The organism is Actinomycetes bacterium, from assembly GCA_035489715.1.
In the GTDB taxonomy this organism is placed as follows: domain Bacteria; phylum Actinomycetota; class Actinomycetes; order JACCUZ01; family JACCUZ01; genus DATHAP01.
In genome coordinates this window covers 1-16,605 of record DATHAP010000025.1, presented here as the reverse complement: position 1 = coordinate 16,605, position 16,605 = coordinate 1, and the positions used below count along the sequence as shown (strand labels likewise).

Below are 16,605 nucleotides of genomic sequence, written 5' to 3'. Positions count from 1 at the left end.
ATCGCGTGCAGGTGCATCAGGCTGCATGAGCCGGGCGGGCTGCCCCGTCCGGTCACCCGCATCGTATCGGCGTCCCGAGGGTCCGGCCCGCCACCGCGCGCCGGACCGCCGCCAAGTTGTGACAACTCAATGCCCGCCGTCCCCGACCATCCGGGCTCCCGGAATGATCACGTTCACCTGGTCATTGGCCCCGGAACACGGCGTATACGCCGTGCTTCGGGTGCATCGATCACGCGGACGTGATCATTTCGGCCAGCCGCGGGCTAGAGGGTGGGGAAGAAGATCGCGATCTCGCGGGCGGCCGACTCGGCCGAGTCCGACGCGTGGACGATGTTCTCGCGGTTCGACAGCGACAGGTCGCCGCGGATGGTGCCGGCGGAAGCGACCCGGCCGTCGGTGGCCCCGTTGAGCGCCCGGACCACCGCGATCGCCTGGTCGCCCTCGAGCACCATCGCCATCAACGGGCCCGAGGTGACGAACTCGCGCAGCGGCGGGTAGAACTCGCGCTCCAGGTGCTCGGCGTAGTGCCGGTCGGCGGTCTCGCCGTCGACGGTGCGCTGGTCCATGGCCACGATGCGCAGGCCCTTGCGCTCGTACCGCTGGAGGACCTCCCCCACCAGCCCGCGGCGGACGGCGTCCGGCTTGACCAGGACCAGTGTGCGCTCGCTCACGGGGCCGGAGCCTAGCCCGGGGGTTCCGGAGGTGGCTGGGCCGCCTGCATCCGGGCGACCTTGCGGCCCAGGTGCAACGCCAGGAACCACAGGGCGGCGAAGACCAGGCCGAGCACGAACATCACCGGCACCAGGAAGCCGGCCGCGACGACCAGCACCTGCAGCACGGAGCCCGCGAGGTAGCCCCACGGCCGGCCGAGCAGGCCGGCCGTGAGCACGCAGGTCACCGCCAGGGTGCCCCCGGTCCACCAGAGCGTCGCGTCGTCGACGTCGCTGAGGTCCAGGGCCACCAGGGTGGCGAAGAACACGACCAGGCCCTCGAACACCAGGACGGACGCGGCGATGCCCCTCACCGGTCGCCCCTCACCGGTCGCCCCTCATCGGTCGCCCGTCACCGGTCGCCGAGCCCCAGCAGGGTCCGCGCCTCGGCGACGGTCACGATCGAGCCGGTCACCAGCACGCCGGAGCCACCCAGGTCGCCCTCCTCCTCGGCGAGGGCGACCGCGGAGTCGATCGCGTCGTCGAGCCGCGGGGTGACCTCGACCCGGTCCTCTCCGAACACCTCCACGGCGACCGCTGCCAGCTCGTCGGCCGGCATCGCCCGGCCGGACGTCGCCTCGGTGACCACGACCTCCGCGAGCACCGGCTCGAGGGCCTCGAGCATCCCTCGTACGTCCTTGTCGGCCATCGCCGCGAAGACACCCACCAGCCGGGTGAAGCCGAACGAGTCCTGCACGGCCTCGGCCGTGGCCCGGGCCCCGGCCGGGTTGTGGGCGGCGTCGAGCAGCACCGTCGGCGAGCGCCGGGCCACCTCGAGCCGGCCGGGAGACGTCACCTTGGCGAACGCGGCGCGCACGATGTCGACGTCGAGCGGCCCGCGCTCAGCGTGCCCGCCACCGAGGAACGCCTCGACCGCGGCCAGCGCCACCGCGGCGTTGTGCGCCTGGTGTCGGCCCATGAGCGGGAGGAAGACCTCGTCGTACTCCCCGGCAAGCCCGCGAAGGCTGAGCACCTGGCCGCCGACGGCGAGGGTCCGCGCCAGCACGCCGAACTCCAGGCCCTCGCGCGCCACGATCGCGCCCACCTCGACGGAGCGGCGCAGCAGCACCTCGGCCGCCTCGACCGGCTGCTGCGCGATGACGCCGTAGCTGCCGGCCTTGATGATCCCCGCCTTCTCGCCGGCGATCTGCTCGACCGTCGAGCCGAGGAAGCGCACGTGGTCGATGGCGATCGGCGTCACGACGGCGACGGCGGCGTCGGCGACGTTGGTCGCGTCCCAGGTGCCGCCCATGCCGGTCTCGACCACGGCGACGTCGACCGGCGCGTCCGCGAAGGCGGCGTAGCCCATCGCCGTGAGGACCTCGAAGAACGACAGCCGCACGTCGTGCCGGGAGTCGACGAGGTCGAGGTAGGGAGCGACGTCGTCGTACGTCGCGACGAACCGCTCCGGGTCGATCGGGGCCCCGTCGAACGCGATCCGCTCCCGCACCGAGTGCAGGTGGGGGCTGGTGAACCGGCCGGTGCGCAGCCCGAACTCGCGCAGCAGGGTCTCCACCATCCGGGTGGTGGACGTCTTGCCGTTGGTGCCCGCGACCTGGATCACCGGTGCCGACTGCTGCGGGTCGCCGAGCAGGTCGAGCACCTCGCGGATGCGGTCCAGCGACGGGACGATGTCGTGCTCGGGGGTGCGGCCGAGGATAGCCCGCTCCACCTCGCGCAGTCGCGCACCGACCACCTCATCGGGGCTGGTCTCCGGGCTCGTCTCCCGGCTGGTCTCCGACACGTCGGCGAGCCTAGGCCAGCCCGGCCGGCCTCGGCCGGGCAGCCAAACCTGCTGGCGAGGGGCCCATAGGATCCGGGGCATGGACCAGCTGACCCCCGCGGCCGCGCGGGTGCCCCAGAAGCCGACCGTCGACGGCCTCGAGGCGCGCTGGACCCAGGTATGGGACGAGCAGGGCATCTACCGCTTCGACCGGTCGAAGACCCGCGAGCAGGTCTTCTCCATCGACACACCGCCGCCGACGGTGAGCGGCTCCCTGCACGTGGGGCACGTGTTCTCCTACACGCACACCGACATCGTGGCCCGCTACCAGCGGATGCGCGGTCGGGAGGTGTTCTACCCGATGGGCTGGGACGACAACGGCCTGCCGACCGAGCGCCGGGTCCAGCACGACTTCGGTGTGCGGTGCGACCCCTCGGTCCCCTACGACCCGGACTTCCAGCTGCCGGCCAAACCGGACCCCAAGAAGCAGGTGCCGATCTCCCGGCGCAACTTCATCGAGCTCTGCGAGCGGTGGACCGAGGAGATCGAGCAGGCCTACGAGCAGCTCTGGCGCCTGGTCGGGCTCTCGGTCGACTGGTCCCAGCAGTACACGACGATCGGCGACGCCTCCCGGACCGCGTCGCAGCGCGCCTTCCTGCGCAACCTGGCGCGCGGCGAGGCCTACCAGGCCGAGGCCCCCAGCCTGTGGGACGTGACGTTCCAGACCGCGGTGGCCCAGGCCGAGCTCGAGGCCCGGCCCTACCCCGGCCACTTCCACCGGGTTGCCTTCCATCCGACGGCTGGCCCCGAGGGTCCGGTCCACATCGAGACCACCCGACCCGAGCTGATCCCGGCGTGCGTCGCGCTGGTCGCCCACCCGGACGACGAGCGCTACCAGCCGCTGTTCGGCACGACCGTCCGCTCCCCGCTGTTTGGCGTCGAGGTGCCGGTGCTCGCGCACCACCTCGCCGAGCCGGACAAGGGCGCCGGCATCGCGATGTGCTGCACCTTCGGCGACCTGACCGACGTCACGTGGTGGCGCGAGCTCGACCTGCCCGTGCGGTCGGTGGTCGGGCGCGACGGCCGGCTGCTGCGCGAGACGCCCGAGTGGCTGGCGGGCAGCCAGACCGGCGCAGCGGCGTACGCCGAGATCGCCGGCAAGACGACCTTCTCGGCGCGGGCGGCGGTCGTGGACGCGCTGCGCGCCTCCGGCGACCTCGACGGCGAGCCGACCCCCACCGAGCGGATGGCCAACTTCTACGAGAACGGCGACAAGCCGCTGGAGATCGTGACCAGCCGCCAGTGGTACATCAGCAACGGCGGGCGCGACGAGGAGCTGCGGGCGGCATTCGTGGAGCGCGGCCGCGAGATCACCTGGGTGCCCGACTTCATGCGGCACCGCTACGAGAACTGGGTAAACGGGCTGCAGGGCGACTGGCTGGTCAGCCGGCAGCGGTTCTTCGGGGTGGCCTTCCCGGTGTGGTACCGCCTCGACGCCGACGGCCAGCCGGACTACGACGACCCGATCCTCGCCGACGAGGCGGACCTGCCCGTCGACCCGGCGTCCCTGACCCCGCCCGGCTACACCGACGACCAGCGTGACGTGCCGGGTGGCTTCACCGCCGACCCCGACGTGATGGACACCTGGGCGACCTCGTCGCTCTCGCCGCAGGTGGTGTGCGGCTGGGAGCGCGACCCGGACCTCTTCGCGCGCACCTTCCCGATGGACATGCGCCCGCAGGCGCACGAGATCATCCGCACCTGGCTGTTCGCGACCGTCGTGCGCGCCCACTACGAGCACGGTGTCGTGCCATGGACGCACGCGGCGATCTCCGGCTTCGTGGTCGACCCGGACCGCAAGAAGATGTCGAAGTCCAAGGGCAACGTCGTGGTGCCGACCGACGTGCTGGAGCGCTACGGGTCGGACGCGGTGCGCTGGCGGGCCGCCGGCGCCCGGCCGGGCATGGACAGCCCTTTCGACGAGACGCAGATGAAGATCGGGCGCCGGCTGGCCATCAAGGTGCTCAACGCGTCGAAGTTCGCGTTGTCGCTCGGTGCGGTCGAGGCCCCCGAGGCCGTCAGCGACCCGCTGGACCGGGCTCTGCTCGCCACCCTCGCCGGGGTCGTCCGCGAGGCGACCGAGGCGATGGACGCCTACGAGTACACCCGCGCCCTCGAGGTCACCGAGACGTTCTTCTGGGGCTTCTGCGACGACTACCTCGAGCTGGTCAAGGAGCGCGCATACGGTGGTCGCGGCGACGAGTCGGCCGCGTCCGCGAAGGCGACCCTGGCAGCCGCCCTCTCGGTACAGCTGAGGCTGCTCGCCCCCTTCCTGCCCTTCGTCACCGAGGAGGTCTGGTCGTGGTGGCAGGAAGGATCGGTGCACCGGTCGGCGTGGCCGGAGGCCGACCAGGTCGCGGCGCTCGCCCCGGGCGCCGACGCCGGCGTCCTCCGCGACACCGCGGTGGTCCTGGCCGCGATCCGCAAGGCCAAGTCCGAGGCCAAGACCTCGATGCGCACCGACGTCGCTGCGGCCACGGTGAGCGGCCCCCAGGCGGCCCTGGACCGGGTGCGGCTGGCCGCCGACGACCTGCAGGCCACCGGCCGGGTCGGCGAGCTGGTGTTCGGCCCCGCCGACGGCACCCTCACCGCCACGGTGACTCTCTGAGGGCCCACCGGCCCTCAAGGCCACCCGGGACGGTGCCGACGCACCCCTGACGACCGTTCCGGCCGAGGGGACCACGTGACCGACCAGGACCGACAGCACGCCGCGCCGCCGGCCGACCCGGCGGCGCCCGTGCCGCCGCCTCGCCCGGTGCGCGACCTCGGGTTCTTCGCCGCCCCGCAACCGCGCGACGGCGGAAGCTTCGGCGGGTCGTTCGGCGGCGCCGCTCCGGTCGCCCCCAGCCAGTTCGGCGGTGCCGCTCCGGCGGCCGGCGGCCAGTTCGGCACCTTCGGGGACGCCCCCTTCGGCGCTCCGGCACCTGCCTACACCGGCCCGCCCGGGCCGCCGCCCGGCGCCCGCCGCGGCACCGGCTCCACCACCAAGGTGGTGGTCGCCGGGGTCGCGGTGCTCGTGCTGCTCCTCGCGGTCTTCGGCGGGCGCTTCGGCTGGCAGCAGTTCGTCGCCGACCCCGTCCTTCCCGACACGCTGGGCGACATGCCGCGGCTGGCCGGCGCGAAGTCGGACGCGGAGCTCGGCGGCATGCAGCAGGGAGTCACCGACCAGCTGGCTGCGGGCGGCACGGCCAAGGTCGGCTTCTACTCGGACGGCCTGGGCAGCGGCTACCTGCTGGTCGCCGTGCGCGGCGGCAGCGACAGCACGGATCCCGGCTCGGAGCCCGACCTCCTCGCCGGCTGGACGAAGACCGAGCAGGACGGCACGACCTGCTACACCCAGCCGGCACAGGCAGCCGAGGGTGTCGGCGTCACCATGTGCGTCCAGGGCTTCTGGCGCCGCGCCGTCCTCGTCCTGGGGCTGGCGGCCACGCCGCCCGACCCGGCGACCGTCGCCACAGTGACCGCCGAGGCGTGGGACGCGCAGTGACCGCCGGGGCGAGTGCCTCGCGGCGTACGTCCTGATCTGGGGCTAGGCGGACTTCTCGCGGCGCTCGCGCTTGGGCGACTCGCGCGGCACGAGGGTCGGGTTGACGTGCTCGAGCACGACCTCCTGGGTCACGACCACCTTGGCGACGTCCTTGCGCGAGGGCACCTCGTACATCACGGAGAGCAGGACCTCCTCCATGATCGCCCGCAGTCCGCGGGCGCCGGTGCCCCGCAGGATGGCCTGGTCGGCCATCGACTCGAGGGCGTCGTCGGTGAACTCCAGCTCGACCCCGTCGAGCTCGAAGAGCCGCTCGTACTGCTTGACCAGCGCGTTGCGCGGCTCGGTGAGGATGCGCACGAGTGCGTCCTGGTCGAGGTTGCGCACGCTGGTGATGACCGGCAGCCGGCCGATGAACTCGGGGATCATGCCGAACTTGAGCAGGTCCTCGGGGAGCACGTCACCGAACACGTCGGTGGAGTCGCGGTCGGCCTTGGAGTGCAGGGTGGCGCCGAAACCGAGGCCCTTGCGGCCGATCCGGCCCTCGATGATCTTCTCGAGGCCGGAGAAGGCGCCGCCCACGATGAAGAGCACGTTGGTGGTGTCGATCTGGATGAACTCCTGGTGCGGGTGCTTGCGCCCGCCCTGCGGCGGCACCGACGCGGTGGTGCCTTCGAGGATCTTGAGCAGCGCCTGCTGGACACCCTCGCCGGAGACGTCGCGGGTGATCGACGGGTTCTCGCTCTTGCGAGCGATCTTGTCGACCTCGTCGATGTAGATGATCCCGGTCTCGGCCTTCTTGACGTCGTAGTCGGCGGCCTGGATCAGCTTGAGCAGGATGTTCTCGACGTCCTCGCCGACGTAGCCGGCCTCGGTGAGGGCGGTGGCGTCGGCGATCGCGAACGGCACGTTGAGCATGCGCGCGAGGGTCTGGGCCAGGTGGGTCTTGCCGCAGCCGGTCGGGCCGATCAGCAGGATGTTGGACTTGGCCAGCTCGACGTGCTCGTCTCGGCCGCCCTTGCCGCCGGAGAGCTCACCGGCCTGCACCCGCTTGTAGTGGTTGTAGACCGCGACGGCCAGGGCCTTCTTGGCGACGTCCTGCCCCACGACGTAGGAGTCGAGGAACTCGCAGATCTCGATCGGCTTGGGCAGCTCGTCCCACTTGAGGTCCGAGCTCTCCGAGAGCTCCTCCTCGATGATCTCGTTGCAGAGGTCGATGCACTCGTCGCAGATGTAGACGCCGGGACCGGCGATGAGCTTCTTGACCTGCTTCTGGCTCTTTCCGCAGAACGAGCACTTCAGCAGGTCGCCGCCGTCACCGATGCGCGCCACCCGGGGGCCTCTCCCTCTCGCTGACCGGCCTGGCGACCGGATCGTCCGTGTCCTGACGGTACCCCGGTGCGGCCCGATGCGCCTCCATTACTGCGCCGCCGGGCCTGTCCGGTTCGCCCGTTCGGGCGTCCGTCGCCCTCAGCCCCCGCGCGTCGTCAGCACCCGGTCGACCAGGCCGTAGTCCACGGCCTCCTCGGCGGTGAGGATCTTGTCGCGCTCGATGTCCACCTGCACCTGCTCCGCGGTGCGGTTGGAGTGCTTGGCGATCATCTCCTCGAGCAGCGAGCGCATCCGCAGGACCTCGCGGGCCTGGATCTCGACGTCGCTGGCCTGGCCGCCGCCCTCGGTCGAGGGCTGGTGGATGAGGATCCGCGAGTTGGCCAGCGCGAAGCGCTTGCCCGGCGTGCCCGCCGCGAGCACGATCGCGGCCGCCGACGCCGCCTGGCCGAGGCAGGTGGTCTGGATGTCCGGCCGGACGAACTGCATCGTGTCGTAGATGGCCGTGAGCGCGGTGAACGAGCCGCCGGGCGAGTTGATGTAGATCGAGATGTCCCGGTCGGGGTCGGCCGACTCCAGGGTCAGCAGCTGGGCCATGACGTCGTTGGCGATCGTGTCGTCGATGGCCTGCCCGAGGAAGATGATGCGCTCCTCGAAGAGCTTGGCGTAGGGGTCGGTGCGCCGCCAGCCGTACGATGTCCGCTCCTCGATCTGGGGCAGGTAGTAGCGGGAGCTCGGCAGGGACAGGTCGCTCATCTGGGCTCGTTCTCCTCGCGGGGCGCGGTCGACCGGGTGCACCGGGTTGACGGGGTGACTCATGCGGTGCCGCCCGAGCCGCTCACCTGGCCGGCGCTGCTCACGACCTGGTCGACCATGCCGTAGTCGCGGGCCTCGTCGGCGGTGAACCAGCGGTCGCGGTCGGAGTCACGCTCGATCTGCTCGACCGTCTGGTTGGTGTGCGCCGCGATCAGCTCGGCCATCTTGTTCTTGGTGTAGAGCATCTGCTCTGCCTGGATCCGGATGTCGGAGGCGGTGCCCCCGAGGCCGCCGGACGGCTGGTGCATCATGATCCGCGAGTGCGGCAGCGCGTAGCGCTTGCCCGGGGCGCCGGCGCAGAGCAGGAACTGCCCCATCGACGCCGCGAGGCCCATCGACACCGTGGCCACGTCGTTCTTGACGAACTGCATCGTGTCGTAGATCGCCATGCCGGCCGAGACCGAGCCACCCGGCGAGTTGATGTAGAGCCAGATGTCGCGGTCGGGGTCGTCGGCCGCGAGCAGCAGCAGCTGCGCGCAGATCGCGTTGGCGTTGGCGTCCTCGACCACCGAGCCCAGGAAGATGATCCGCTCGCGGAGCAGGCGGTTGTAGACCTGGTCGTCCAGGCCCATGCCCTGGGGCTGGGGCGAACGGCCCTCGGGTCCGGAGAGCCGGGGGGTGATGAGCTCGCTCACTGCGCGTCACCTGTCTCGTGTGCGGGTGTGTCCTGCCGATCAACTGGTAGCGACACTAACGCCCGGCACCGCTCGCGACGTCCTCGACTCCGCGCTGTTCGCTGTCGGCGCACGGGCGTCACCCGGACAGGTCAGGCGGGCGCGTTTTCCTCGTCCGCGGCCTCGGCGGCCGGCTCGTCCGACGCAGTGACGGCCGTCTCGTCGGACGACTCCTCGACCGGCTCGCCCAGGTGCGCGGGATCGGCTTCCAAAGCGTCCTCGCGGAGCGCCTCGAGGTCGACGGGACGACCCGACTCGTCGGTGACCACGGCCTTCTCGAGCACCAGGGCGAGCGCCTTGCCGCGCACGACCTCCGACACGAGCACCGGCACCTGGCCGGCCGACACGATCTGCTGGGCGAACTGGTCCGGGCCCATGCCGTAGCGCGACGCGCTGCGGACGATGTGCTCGGTGAGCTCCTGCTCGTTGACCGACAGCTGCTCCTTCTCGACCACCTTGTCGAGCACGAACTGCGCGGTCATGGCCTCACGGGTCCGCTTCTCGATGTCAGCGTCGAACTCCTCAGCCGTCTGTCCCTCGGCGGTCAGGAAGTCGTCGCGGCTCATGCCGGCGGCCTCCAGCTGGTGGGCCATGTTGTGGTTGCGCGAGTCGATCTCGGCCTTGATGACGCCCTCGGGCAGGGGGATGTCGACATTGGCGAGCAGCGCCTCGAGCACCTTGTCTCGCGCCTGCACGCCCTGCTGGACGGCCTTCATCTCGCCGACCCGCTTGCGCACGTCGTCGCGCAGCTCGTCCAGCGAGTCGAACTCGCTCGCGGTCTGCGCGAAGTCGTCGTCGAGCTCGGGCAGCTCGCGCTCCTTGACCGACTTGAGCTCGACCGTGACGGTCGCCTCCTGGCCGGCGTGGTCGCCGCCGACCAGCGTGGTCGGGAAGTTCTTCGACTCACCGACGGAGAGACCGGTCACCGCCTCGTCCAGGCCGTCCAGCAGCGACCCGGACCCGACCTGGTAGCTGAGGCCCTTGGCGGTGAGCTCCTCGACCGCCTGGCCGTCGACGGTGGCCGCGAGGTCCATCGACACGAAGTCGCCGTCGGCCGCCGCCCGGTCGACGCCGGTCAGCGTGGCGAACCGCTCGCGCAGGCCGTCCACCTGCTCCTCGACCTCGGCGTCGGTCACCTCGGCGTCGTCGACGGTGACCTCGAGGCCCTCGTAGTCCGGCAGGTCGAACTGCGGCCGGACGTCCACCTCGGCGGTGAACGTCAGGTGCTGGCCGTCCTCGAGCTCGGTGACGTCGACCTCGGGCTGGCCGAGGACCTGCACGTCGTTCTCCTCGACCGCCCGCCCGTACAGCTCGGGCAGCGCCTCGTTGACGGCCTCCTCGAGCACCACAGCGCGGCCGAAGCGCTGGTCGATGACGCGCGGCGGCACCTTGCCCTTGCGGAAGCCGGGGATCGAGACCTGGCCACCGATCTTGCGGTAGGCGGCGTCGAGGCTCGGCTTGAGCTCCTCGAAAGGCACCTCCACCGTCAGCTTCACCCGGGTCGGGTTGAGGGTCTCGAGGTCGCTCTTCACGGGGGCGGGCTCCTTGGCGTGCGGGGGCGGTGTGCGGGGTGTCAGGCGTGCGGGGGGTGCAGGTGTGCGACCGGGCCGTACGGCGCGAGGGGACGCATCGAGCGGAACGAGCAGCCGGCCTGGTGCGGTGGGTCGGGGCGGGGAGACTCGAACTCCCGATCTCCTGCCCCCAAAGCAGGCGCGCTAGCCACTACGCTACGCCCCGCAGCGCACATGGCATCCTAGGGCCCGCTGCCGCTGCGGGCTAACCCAGCGGCCGCCCGGGCGCGGGTTGCGTCGCCCGCGGGTGTAGCTCAATGGCAGAGCCCCAGCCTTCCAAGCTGGTCATGCGGGTTCGATTCCCGTCACCCGCTCAACGCAGGTCAGCCGCTCTCCAGCGCCAGGCTCAGGAAGTCGAGCTGCTGCTGCTTGCGCATGATCACGTGCTCGAGGAGGTGCTCGAGCGCCTCGCTGCGCGGCTCCTGCCCGGAGTGCGAGATGACCGCGTGCAGCGCGGTCACGACATCGTGCTCCCGCTCGACGAAGCCGGCGAGGGCCTTCGCCGGGTCCGGCTCCGGGCGCACCGTGCCGACGTCGAGGTCCGGCTCGCCGCCGACCGCCGCCAGCTTCTCGGTCAGCAGGTAGGTGTCCTCCAGCTCGTGCTGCACGAACTGGCGCAGCCGCGCCTTCGTGCCCACGCCGGCCAGGCCGCGCATCGCCCCGGCCAGCAGCGTCATCTCGAGCAGGGACCTGGACTGCAGGGTCAGGGCGGCGCCCAGCGTGCGCCGGACCTCGGTCTCGTCCATCGGTTCACGGCCCTGCGCGGGCTCCTCGTCAGGCATGCCCGGCGGACTACCCCGCCCTCAGCGCTCAGAACACCCGAAACTGCGCTAGATCCGGACGGGCACCGGCCGCTGCGCGTTGGCCGCTTCGTCAAGGAGGATGCGCTCGGCGCGCCGGTAGAGCTGATCAGCGTGGGCCGGGCTGTCCCCGACCGCCGTGAGCCCCACGCGACCGTGCTCCGTCAGGCAGCTGATCATGTGGAACACGATGCCGGTCTGCCGCGCCTGGTCGAAGTGCAGACCGTGCCGGGCGACTATGTCGAAGAGGTCGTCCAGACTCAGACCGCGCAGGGCCGCCGACTCGAGATGGTCGGTGGCGACAAGGTGCTTCTCCTTGCCCGCCTGGGTGAGGAACAGGCCGGTGGCCCCGTCGTAGCGGCCGTCCGTCAGGAACTGCAGGGTGAGGAAGGGATGGGTCGTGCCGCCCTTGCGCAGGTTGATCTCGATGGCGTACGGCGTCCAGCTTCCGTCGCCGTCATCCACGACGACGAAGTCCAGCGCGAACCTGCCGAGCACGCCTTCGCGGGAGAGTCGCTGGCCCACCGCAAGCGCATCGGCGCTGATCGCCCTCGCGTAGGCGAAGTCCGCGGGGAACCTGCACCCGAGGTAGCTCTGCCCGCTGGGCCCACCGAGGAGCTGGTCGTGCGTGGACAGCAGCTCGACCAGACCGCCCGGCAGGACCCGGAGCTGGACGCTCGGGCTGCGCAGCTCGGCTCCGGTGATGCGCTCCTCGACGATGCCTCCGCGCTGGCCGAGCTTGGCCACGTAGGCGTCGAACGGCATGTCCGGGCGCTCGAACTCCATCCGGCGCAACCGGTCGGCGACCGCCGCGGGCTCCTCGGCCGACCCAGGCGCGGGCAGCCCGCCCAGGTCCACGATGGCGTTGCCCTCGCCCGAGACGCCTTCGTTGAGCTTGACGATCACGTACCGGACCGACGGCCGGTCACGGCGCAGGCGCAGGGTGGCGTCGAGCAGGTCGTCGAGCGTGTGCAGGTCCTCGAAACCGATCGGATGACGAACTCCCTCCTCGGCGAAGAGGCGGCGGCAGCCGGTCTTGGTCCCGAGGTCGAAGAGCCGGGGGTCCGCGCCGTAGACGGGGATGCCCAGCGCGAGCGCCAGGTCCCGCTCGAGCGTCGTCGTGGTGTACGGCACGAGGTGCGAGCGGGACGGGTCCGGCACGAGCTCGGCGATCCGGGCGAGCAGGCGGGGACGCTCGAGCAGCTTCTCGCTCAGCGGCCGCGGCGAGGCGTCGTTGACCGGGACCAGGGTCAGCCGGGCGAGGGCGTGGCTCGGGATCACGCCGGGCAGGAGGGCGAGGTAGTACTCGACGACGGCCGGCGCGATCGGCATCGAGGTGACGTAGACCATCTGCAGCCGGGGCTCCCGCAGGAGCAGCAGCAGGAAGAGGAACCGCTCCTCCATGGCCTGGCCGAGGGAGCCGCTGCGCTCCGTGACCCGGTCGAGCGTCACCGAGGGGACGACGACCACCGACTCGCCCTCCTCGTTGAGTCCCATCACGGACCAGGCCCCGGCCATCCGGTCCTGCAGCCGGTCGAAGAGCGCATAGCGCTCGTCCTCGTCGAGATCGGCCAGGGCGCGACTCCGCAGGCTGCTGGTGGTCATGACGTCACCCGCGCCGCGTCGAGCCCCTTCACGTCATAGACCTGGACCGGCCGGGTGAAGCCGCGCAAGGTCAGCTCGCCCAGGGGCTGGCCGACGACCTGCTCGGCGGTCGCGGCATGCACTCGCTGGGTCACCAGGATCTGGTCCTGGGCGGCCTCCCCGCACAGCCGTGAGGCGAGGTTGGTGACGCTGCCGATGGCGGCGTAGTCGTAGCGACCCTCGAAGCCGACGCGTCCCAGCGTGGCAAAGCCCTGGGAGATGCCGATCGAGAAGCCGAGGTCGTGCCCGCGCCGGGTCCACTCGCCGATCAGGTCCTGGACCCGGCTGCGCATGGCCACCGCCATCCGGACGGCCCGCAGGGCCGCGTCGTCGCACGGGAGCGGGTCGTTGAAGAAGACCATCAACCCGTCGCCGGCGAACTGTTCCAGGGTGCCTTCGAACCGGTGGATGAGGTCTCCGAGCGCTGCGTAGTACTCCCCGAGGACGGTCATGACCTCCTCGGGCTCTGCGGTCTCGGCGAACGCGGTGAAGCGGCGGAGGTCGCAGAAGACGACGACGATCTCCCGGCGATGGCTCTCCAGGAACGACTCGTCCCCCGAGTGGACGACGAGGTCCACCAGCTGCGGCGCGAGGAACCGCCGGAGACGGTTGACGCGTTCGAGCTCGTCCACCTGGGCCTTGACCCGCTGCTCCAGTTCCTCGTTCCAGCCCTGGAGCTCCACCTTCTGCCGCTCCACCGTGTCGTGATAGCGCTTGACCCGCACCAGCGACCGCACCCGCGCCAACAGCTCGGCCTGGTCGAAGGGCTTGGTGACGAAGTCGTCGGCACCGGCCTCGATCGCCGCGATCTTCTCCTGGTCGCCGCTCGCCGTGATCATCACCACCGGCAGGAAGGCGGTCAGGGGGTCCTGCCGCAGCCTGCGACACACCTCGTAGCCGTCCAGTCCCGGCATCACGATGTCGAGCAGCACGATGTCAGGCACCTGCTCGTGCACGGACGCCAAGGCCTCCTCACCGGACGACACGCCGACCACGCGAAAGCCGCGAGGCGTGAGGACGGCGTCGAGCAGGCGCACGTTCTGCGGCAGGTCGTCGACGACGAGCACAGTGGCGTCATCAGTCACGTGACACCTCTCCGGTGGGAAGGAATCCGCGCACCTGGGTCGGCAACGCGCGGACGCTGATCGGCTTCTCGAGGTAGCCGTCGAAGCCGGCGATGAGAGCGCGTTCGCGGTCGTCCTTCATCGCGGACGCCGTGACGGCCACGACCGGCACGGACTCGGTGAGGGGCGACCCCCGGAGCCGGCGAAGTGCCTCGGTGCCATCGATCCCCGGCAGCTGCAGGTCCATCAGGACGAGGTCCGGCGGACGCTCGAGCGCGATGGCAAGGCCCTCCTCGGCCGAGCTCGCGGCCACCACCTCGAACCCGGCGAAGTCCAGGACGTCGCGGATCAGCTTGAGGTTTCGCGGGTTGTCCTCGACGACGAGGATCATGGCCTCGCTCACGCCGTCTCGCCCCGCTCCGCCCCAGCCCTCACGGGCCGGGACGGCAGAGCGCCGACCCGCTGCAGGGCAGCGAGCACGTCGTCCCGCCCGACCGGCTTGACGAGGTACTCGGCCGCACCGAGCGCCACGGCCTGGGGCCGCTCGTCCAGCATCGTCACCACGACGACGGGAGCAGCGGCGGTCGCCGGATCGCTCTTCAGCGCCTCGAGCACTCTCCACCCGTCCATCCCGGGAAGACGGATGTCGAGGACGACGGCCACCGGCTGGTGGTCCCGCACGGCGGCCAGTCCCTGCAGACCGTCATGGGCGGCGACCACGCGGACACCGGCCCCCTCCAGGTACAGCGTCACGAGGTCCAACGACCGGCGGTCGTCCTCCACGACGACGACCAGCGGGGCCTGGTCCGGCAGCTGGCCGGCTCGAGGACGGTCGGCGCGCGACTCCGTGAGCGGCACGGTGAAGCTGAACGTGCTTCCTCGACCGAGCTCGCTGTCGAGCCACATCCGGCCACCGAACAGCGCCACGATCCGCCGGCACAGTGTCAGACCGAGCCCCGTGCCCTCGGTCCTCTCTCGCGCCCTGCCGGCTTGCTGGAACGACTCGAAGATGCGTTCGCTGTCCGCTGGGTCGATCCCCACGCCCGTGTCCGAGACCGCGATGCACAGCTCGTCGCCTTCCATCGCGGCCCGGACCGAGACCTGCCCTCCGTCGCGGCTGAACTTCACCGCGTTGGACAGCAGGTTCAGGACGACCTGCCGGAAGCGCAGCTCATCGGTCGTCACCTCACCGACGTCCGGGGCCACTTCGAGGTCGAGCTCGATGGCGTGCGCCGCGGCCCGCTCCCGGACCTGTGCGAGGGACTGGTCGAGGGACTCGCGCACGGAGAACTGCGACGGGTCGAGCTCCATGCGTCCGGCTTCGACCTTGGACAGGTCGAGGATGTCGTTCAGCAGCTCGAGCAGGTGCCGGCCGGAGGCGAGGATGTCCCGCAGGTAGTCCTCCTGCCGGTCGTTGATGTCACCGAACATGCGCTCCAGGAGGACCTCGGAGAACCCGATCACGGCGTTCAGAGGTGTGCGCAGCTCGTGCGACATGCTGGCGAGGAACTCGGACTTGTGCCTGCTGGCCACGTCGAGCTCGCCGGTCCGCCGTTGCAGCTCTCCGAACAGACGGGCGTTGACGATGGCGAGCGCGGACTGGCCGGCGAAGGTCTGCAGCAGCTCGGGAATCTCTTCCGAGAATCCGCCCGGACTGCGTCGCCGCACGACCAGGGCACCCACGATCTCCGCCTCGTGCTGCATCGGGACCGCCAGCACCGAGCGCCACCCGGCGCTCCTGAGCTGCGCCAGATGGGGATCGAGGACCGCCGTCTCGAGGTCTTCCTCCATCTGCGGCTGTCCCTCGAGGCAGGCCCGGCCGACCAGGGAATTGTCCAAGGAGATGTGGGTCGCGCCGAGCCGCTGGAGGAGTTCCGCTGTGGTGCCGAACGCCGCCCGGATCCGGAACGCCTGGCTGGCGGTGTCGAGCTCGAGGAGGGAGCCGCCGTCGGTGCCGGTGAGCTGGACGGCGTGCGTGACGATGGTCGTGAGCACCTCGTCCAGGTCGAGGCTCGAGTTCACCACGTGCCCGATCTCCCGCAGGGCCTCCAGCTGACCGACCTTGTCCGCCAGCTCGGTCGTGCGGGCCCGCAGGTCACGCACGAGGTCGACGTTGCGGATCGCGATCGCGGCCTGGGCGGCGAAGGTGCTGACCAGCTGGATGGCTCGCTCGCTGAACGGGTCGACCTCGCTACGCCAGAGAGAGAGCACGCCGACGACCTCGGCCTCGACGATCATGGGCACTCCGAGAGCGGTCCGGAACCCTCCCACGCGCTGGATGTCGGGCCGGCCGTACTCCGGGTCGGCCAGGACGTCCGCGATCTGCTGCGCCCGACGGTCGAGGGCGACCCGGCCGGCCAGGCTCGCCCGGTCCGCGACCAGCGGCTTCTCGCGGATGTAGTCGAGGTAGTCGTCGGAGACACCACTCTCCACGGCGACCCGGAAGGTGCCCTCCTCGAGGAGGGAGACCAGGGCGGCGTCCGCCCCGCACAGGCGGCGGGCACTCGCGACCACCGTCCCGAGCACGCCTTGCAGGTCAGCCGCCGAGCGGCCCAGGGCCGTCAAGATCTCGCCGGTCGCATCGAGGTGCTCCCGGGACTCACGGAGGTCGGCGCGCAGGCGCCCGAGCTCGCCGTCGTCCGGGTGGCCGGGACCTGAAGCTGCTGCCTCGTCGCTGGGCATGCGGACCCCCTCGCCGCACAGGGCGCTGCGGGCCCGCGTCGGGCCATG

14 protein-coding genes and 2 tRNA genes are annotated in these 16,605 nt (G+C 71.2%); 3 read left to right on the top strand and 13 right to left on the bottom strand.

From position 1 onward, the window contains the following. Nucleotides 1-263 precede the first annotated feature (263 nt). From ndk to VK640_02205, 3 genes are read right to left on the bottom strand one after another with little or no spacing between them, the layout of a single operon-like run. Nucleotides 264-671, bottom strand: a complete 408-nt coding sequence (gene ndk, locus VK640_02215) for a nucleoside-diphosphate kinase (GenBank protein ID HTE71996.1) — start codon at nt 669-671, stop codon at nt 264-266. An 11-nt stretch (nt 672-682) separates the two neighbouring features. After that, nucleotides 683-1,024: a DUF4233 domain-containing protein gene (locus VK640_02210; GenBank protein ID HTE71995.1), complete on the bottom strand. Its 342-nt coding sequence runs from the start codon at nt 1,022-1,024 to the stop codon at nt 683-685. 38 nt (nt 1,025-1,062) lie between these two features. Further along, a complete protein-coding gene (locus VK640_02205; GenBank protein ID HTE71994.1) occupies nt 1,063-2,406 on the bottom strand; it encodes a folylpolyglutamate synthase/dihydrofolate synthase family protein in 1,344 nt (447 codons plus the stop codon). A gap of 127 nt (nt 2,407-2,533) precedes the next feature. On the opposite strand from VK640_02205, the gene valS reads away from it, so the two are divergent. Both valS and VK640_02195 read left to right on the top strand, forming a co-directional pair. After that, complete coding sequence (valS, locus tag VK640_02200) at nt 2,534-5,101, top strand: valine--tRNA ligase (protein HTE71993.1); 2,568 nt, start codon at nt 2,534-2,536, stop codon at nt 5,099-5,101. A 75-nt stretch (nt 5,102-5,176) separates the two neighbouring features. Then, the gene (locus tag VK640_02195; GenBank protein HTE71992.1) at nt 5,177-5,980 is read left to right on the top strand and encodes a hypothetical protein; all 804 of its coding nucleotides are present in this window, start codon (nt 5,177-5,179) and stop codon (nt 5,978-5,980) included. Between the two features lie 42 nt (nt 5,981-6,022). Here VK640_02195 and clpX read toward each other — a convergent pair whose 3' ends face one another. The 5 genes from clpX to VK640_02170 all read right to left on the bottom strand — a co-directional run bounded on the left by clpX (nt 6,023) and on the right by VK640_02170 (nt 10,533). Then, on the bottom strand, nt 6,023-7,309 hold the full coding sequence (gene clpX / locus VK640_02190; protein ID HTE71991.1) for an ATP-dependent Clp protease ATP-binding subunit ClpX: 1,287 nt from the start codon (nt 7,307-7,309) through the stop codon (nt 6,023-6,025). A 138-nt stretch (nt 7,310-7,447) separates the two neighbouring features. Beyond that, on the bottom strand, nt 7,448-8,062 hold the full coding sequence (locus VK640_02185; protein HTE71990.1) for an ATP-dependent Clp protease proteolytic subunit: 615 nt from the start codon (nt 8,060-8,062) through the stop codon (nt 7,448-7,450). A 59-nt stretch (nt 8,063-8,121) separates the two neighbouring features. Further along, a complete protein-coding gene (locus tag VK640_02180) occupies nt 8,122-8,757 on the bottom strand; it encodes an ATP-dependent Clp protease proteolytic subunit (GenBank protein ID HTE71989.1) in 636 nt (211 codons plus the stop codon). Nucleotides 8,758-8,888: 131 nt separating this feature from the next. Next, nucleotides 8,889-10,328, bottom strand: coding sequence for a trigger factor (tig, locus tag VK640_02175; GenBank protein ID HTE71988.1), 1,440 nt, complete (start codon nt 10,326-10,328; stop codon nt 8,889-8,891). A gap of 132 nt (nt 10,329-10,460) precedes the next feature. Continuing rightward, a tRNA-Pro gene (locus tag VK640_02170) sits at nt 10,461-10,533 on the bottom strand. A gap of 77 nt (nt 10,534-10,610) precedes the next feature. On the opposite strand from VK640_02170, the gene VK640_02165 reads away from it, so the two are divergent. Further along, nucleotides 10,611-10,681, top strand: a tRNA-Gly gene (locus VK640_02165). A gap of 9 nt (nt 10,682-10,690) precedes the next feature. Here VK640_02165 and VK640_02160 read toward each other — a convergent pair. From VK640_02160 to VK640_02140, 5 genes are read right to left on the bottom strand one after another with little or no spacing between them, the layout of a single operon-like run. Next, on the bottom strand, nt 10,691-11,149 hold the full coding sequence (locus tag VK640_02160) for a ferritin-like domain-containing protein (GenBank protein HTE71987.1): 459 nt from the start codon (nt 11,147-11,149) through the stop codon (nt 10,691-10,693). Nucleotides 11,150-11,197: 48 nt separating this feature from the next. Then, complete coding sequence (locus VK640_02155; GenBank protein HTE71986.1) at nt 11,198-12,772, bottom strand: peptide ligase PGM1-related protein; 1,575 nt, start codon at nt 12,770-12,772, stop codon at nt 11,198-11,200. Beyond that, on the bottom strand, nt 12,769-13,896 hold the full coding sequence (locus VK640_02150) for a response regulator (protein ID HTE71985.1): 1,128 nt from the start codon (nt 13,894-13,896) through the stop codon (nt 12,769-12,771). Before VK640_02150 ends, VK640_02155 begins: the two co-directional genes overlap by 4 nt. After that, on the bottom strand, nt 13,889-14,278 hold the full coding sequence (locus VK640_02145; protein ID HTE71984.1) for a response regulator: 390 nt from the start codon (nt 14,276-14,278) through the stop codon (nt 13,889-13,891). The genes VK640_02150 and VK640_02145 overlap by 8 nt, the downstream gene beginning before the upstream one ends. Beyond that, nucleotides 14,275-16,557: a GAF domain-containing protein gene (locus tag VK640_02140; GenBank protein ID HTE71983.1), complete on the bottom strand. Its 2,283-nt coding sequence runs from the start codon at nt 16,555-16,557 to the stop codon at nt 14,275-14,277. The genes VK640_02145 and VK640_02140 overlap by 4 nt, the downstream gene beginning before the upstream one ends. Nucleotides 16,558-16,605 lie beyond the last annotated feature (48 nt).

Coding starts and splice junctions, on each gene's coding strand:
- valS (HTE71993.1), top strand. CDS start 2,534: ATGGACCAGCTGACCCCCGCGGCCGCGCGGGTGCCCCAGAAGCCGACC.
- VK640_02185 (HTE71990.1), bottom strand. CDS start 8,062: ATGAGCGACCTGTCCCTGCCGAGCTCCCGCTACTACCTGCCCCAGATC.
- VK640_02160 (HTE71987.1), bottom strand. CDS start 11,149: ATGCCTGACGAGGAGCCCGCGCAGGGCCGTGAACCGATGGACGAGACC.
- VK640_02155 (HTE71986.1), bottom strand. CDS start 12,772: ATGACCACCAGCAGCCTGCGGAGTCGCGCCCTGGCCGATCTCGACGAG.
- VK640_02140 (HTE71983.1), bottom strand. CDS start 16,557: ATGCCCAGCGACGAGGCAGCAGCTTCAGGTCCCGGCCACCCGGACGAC.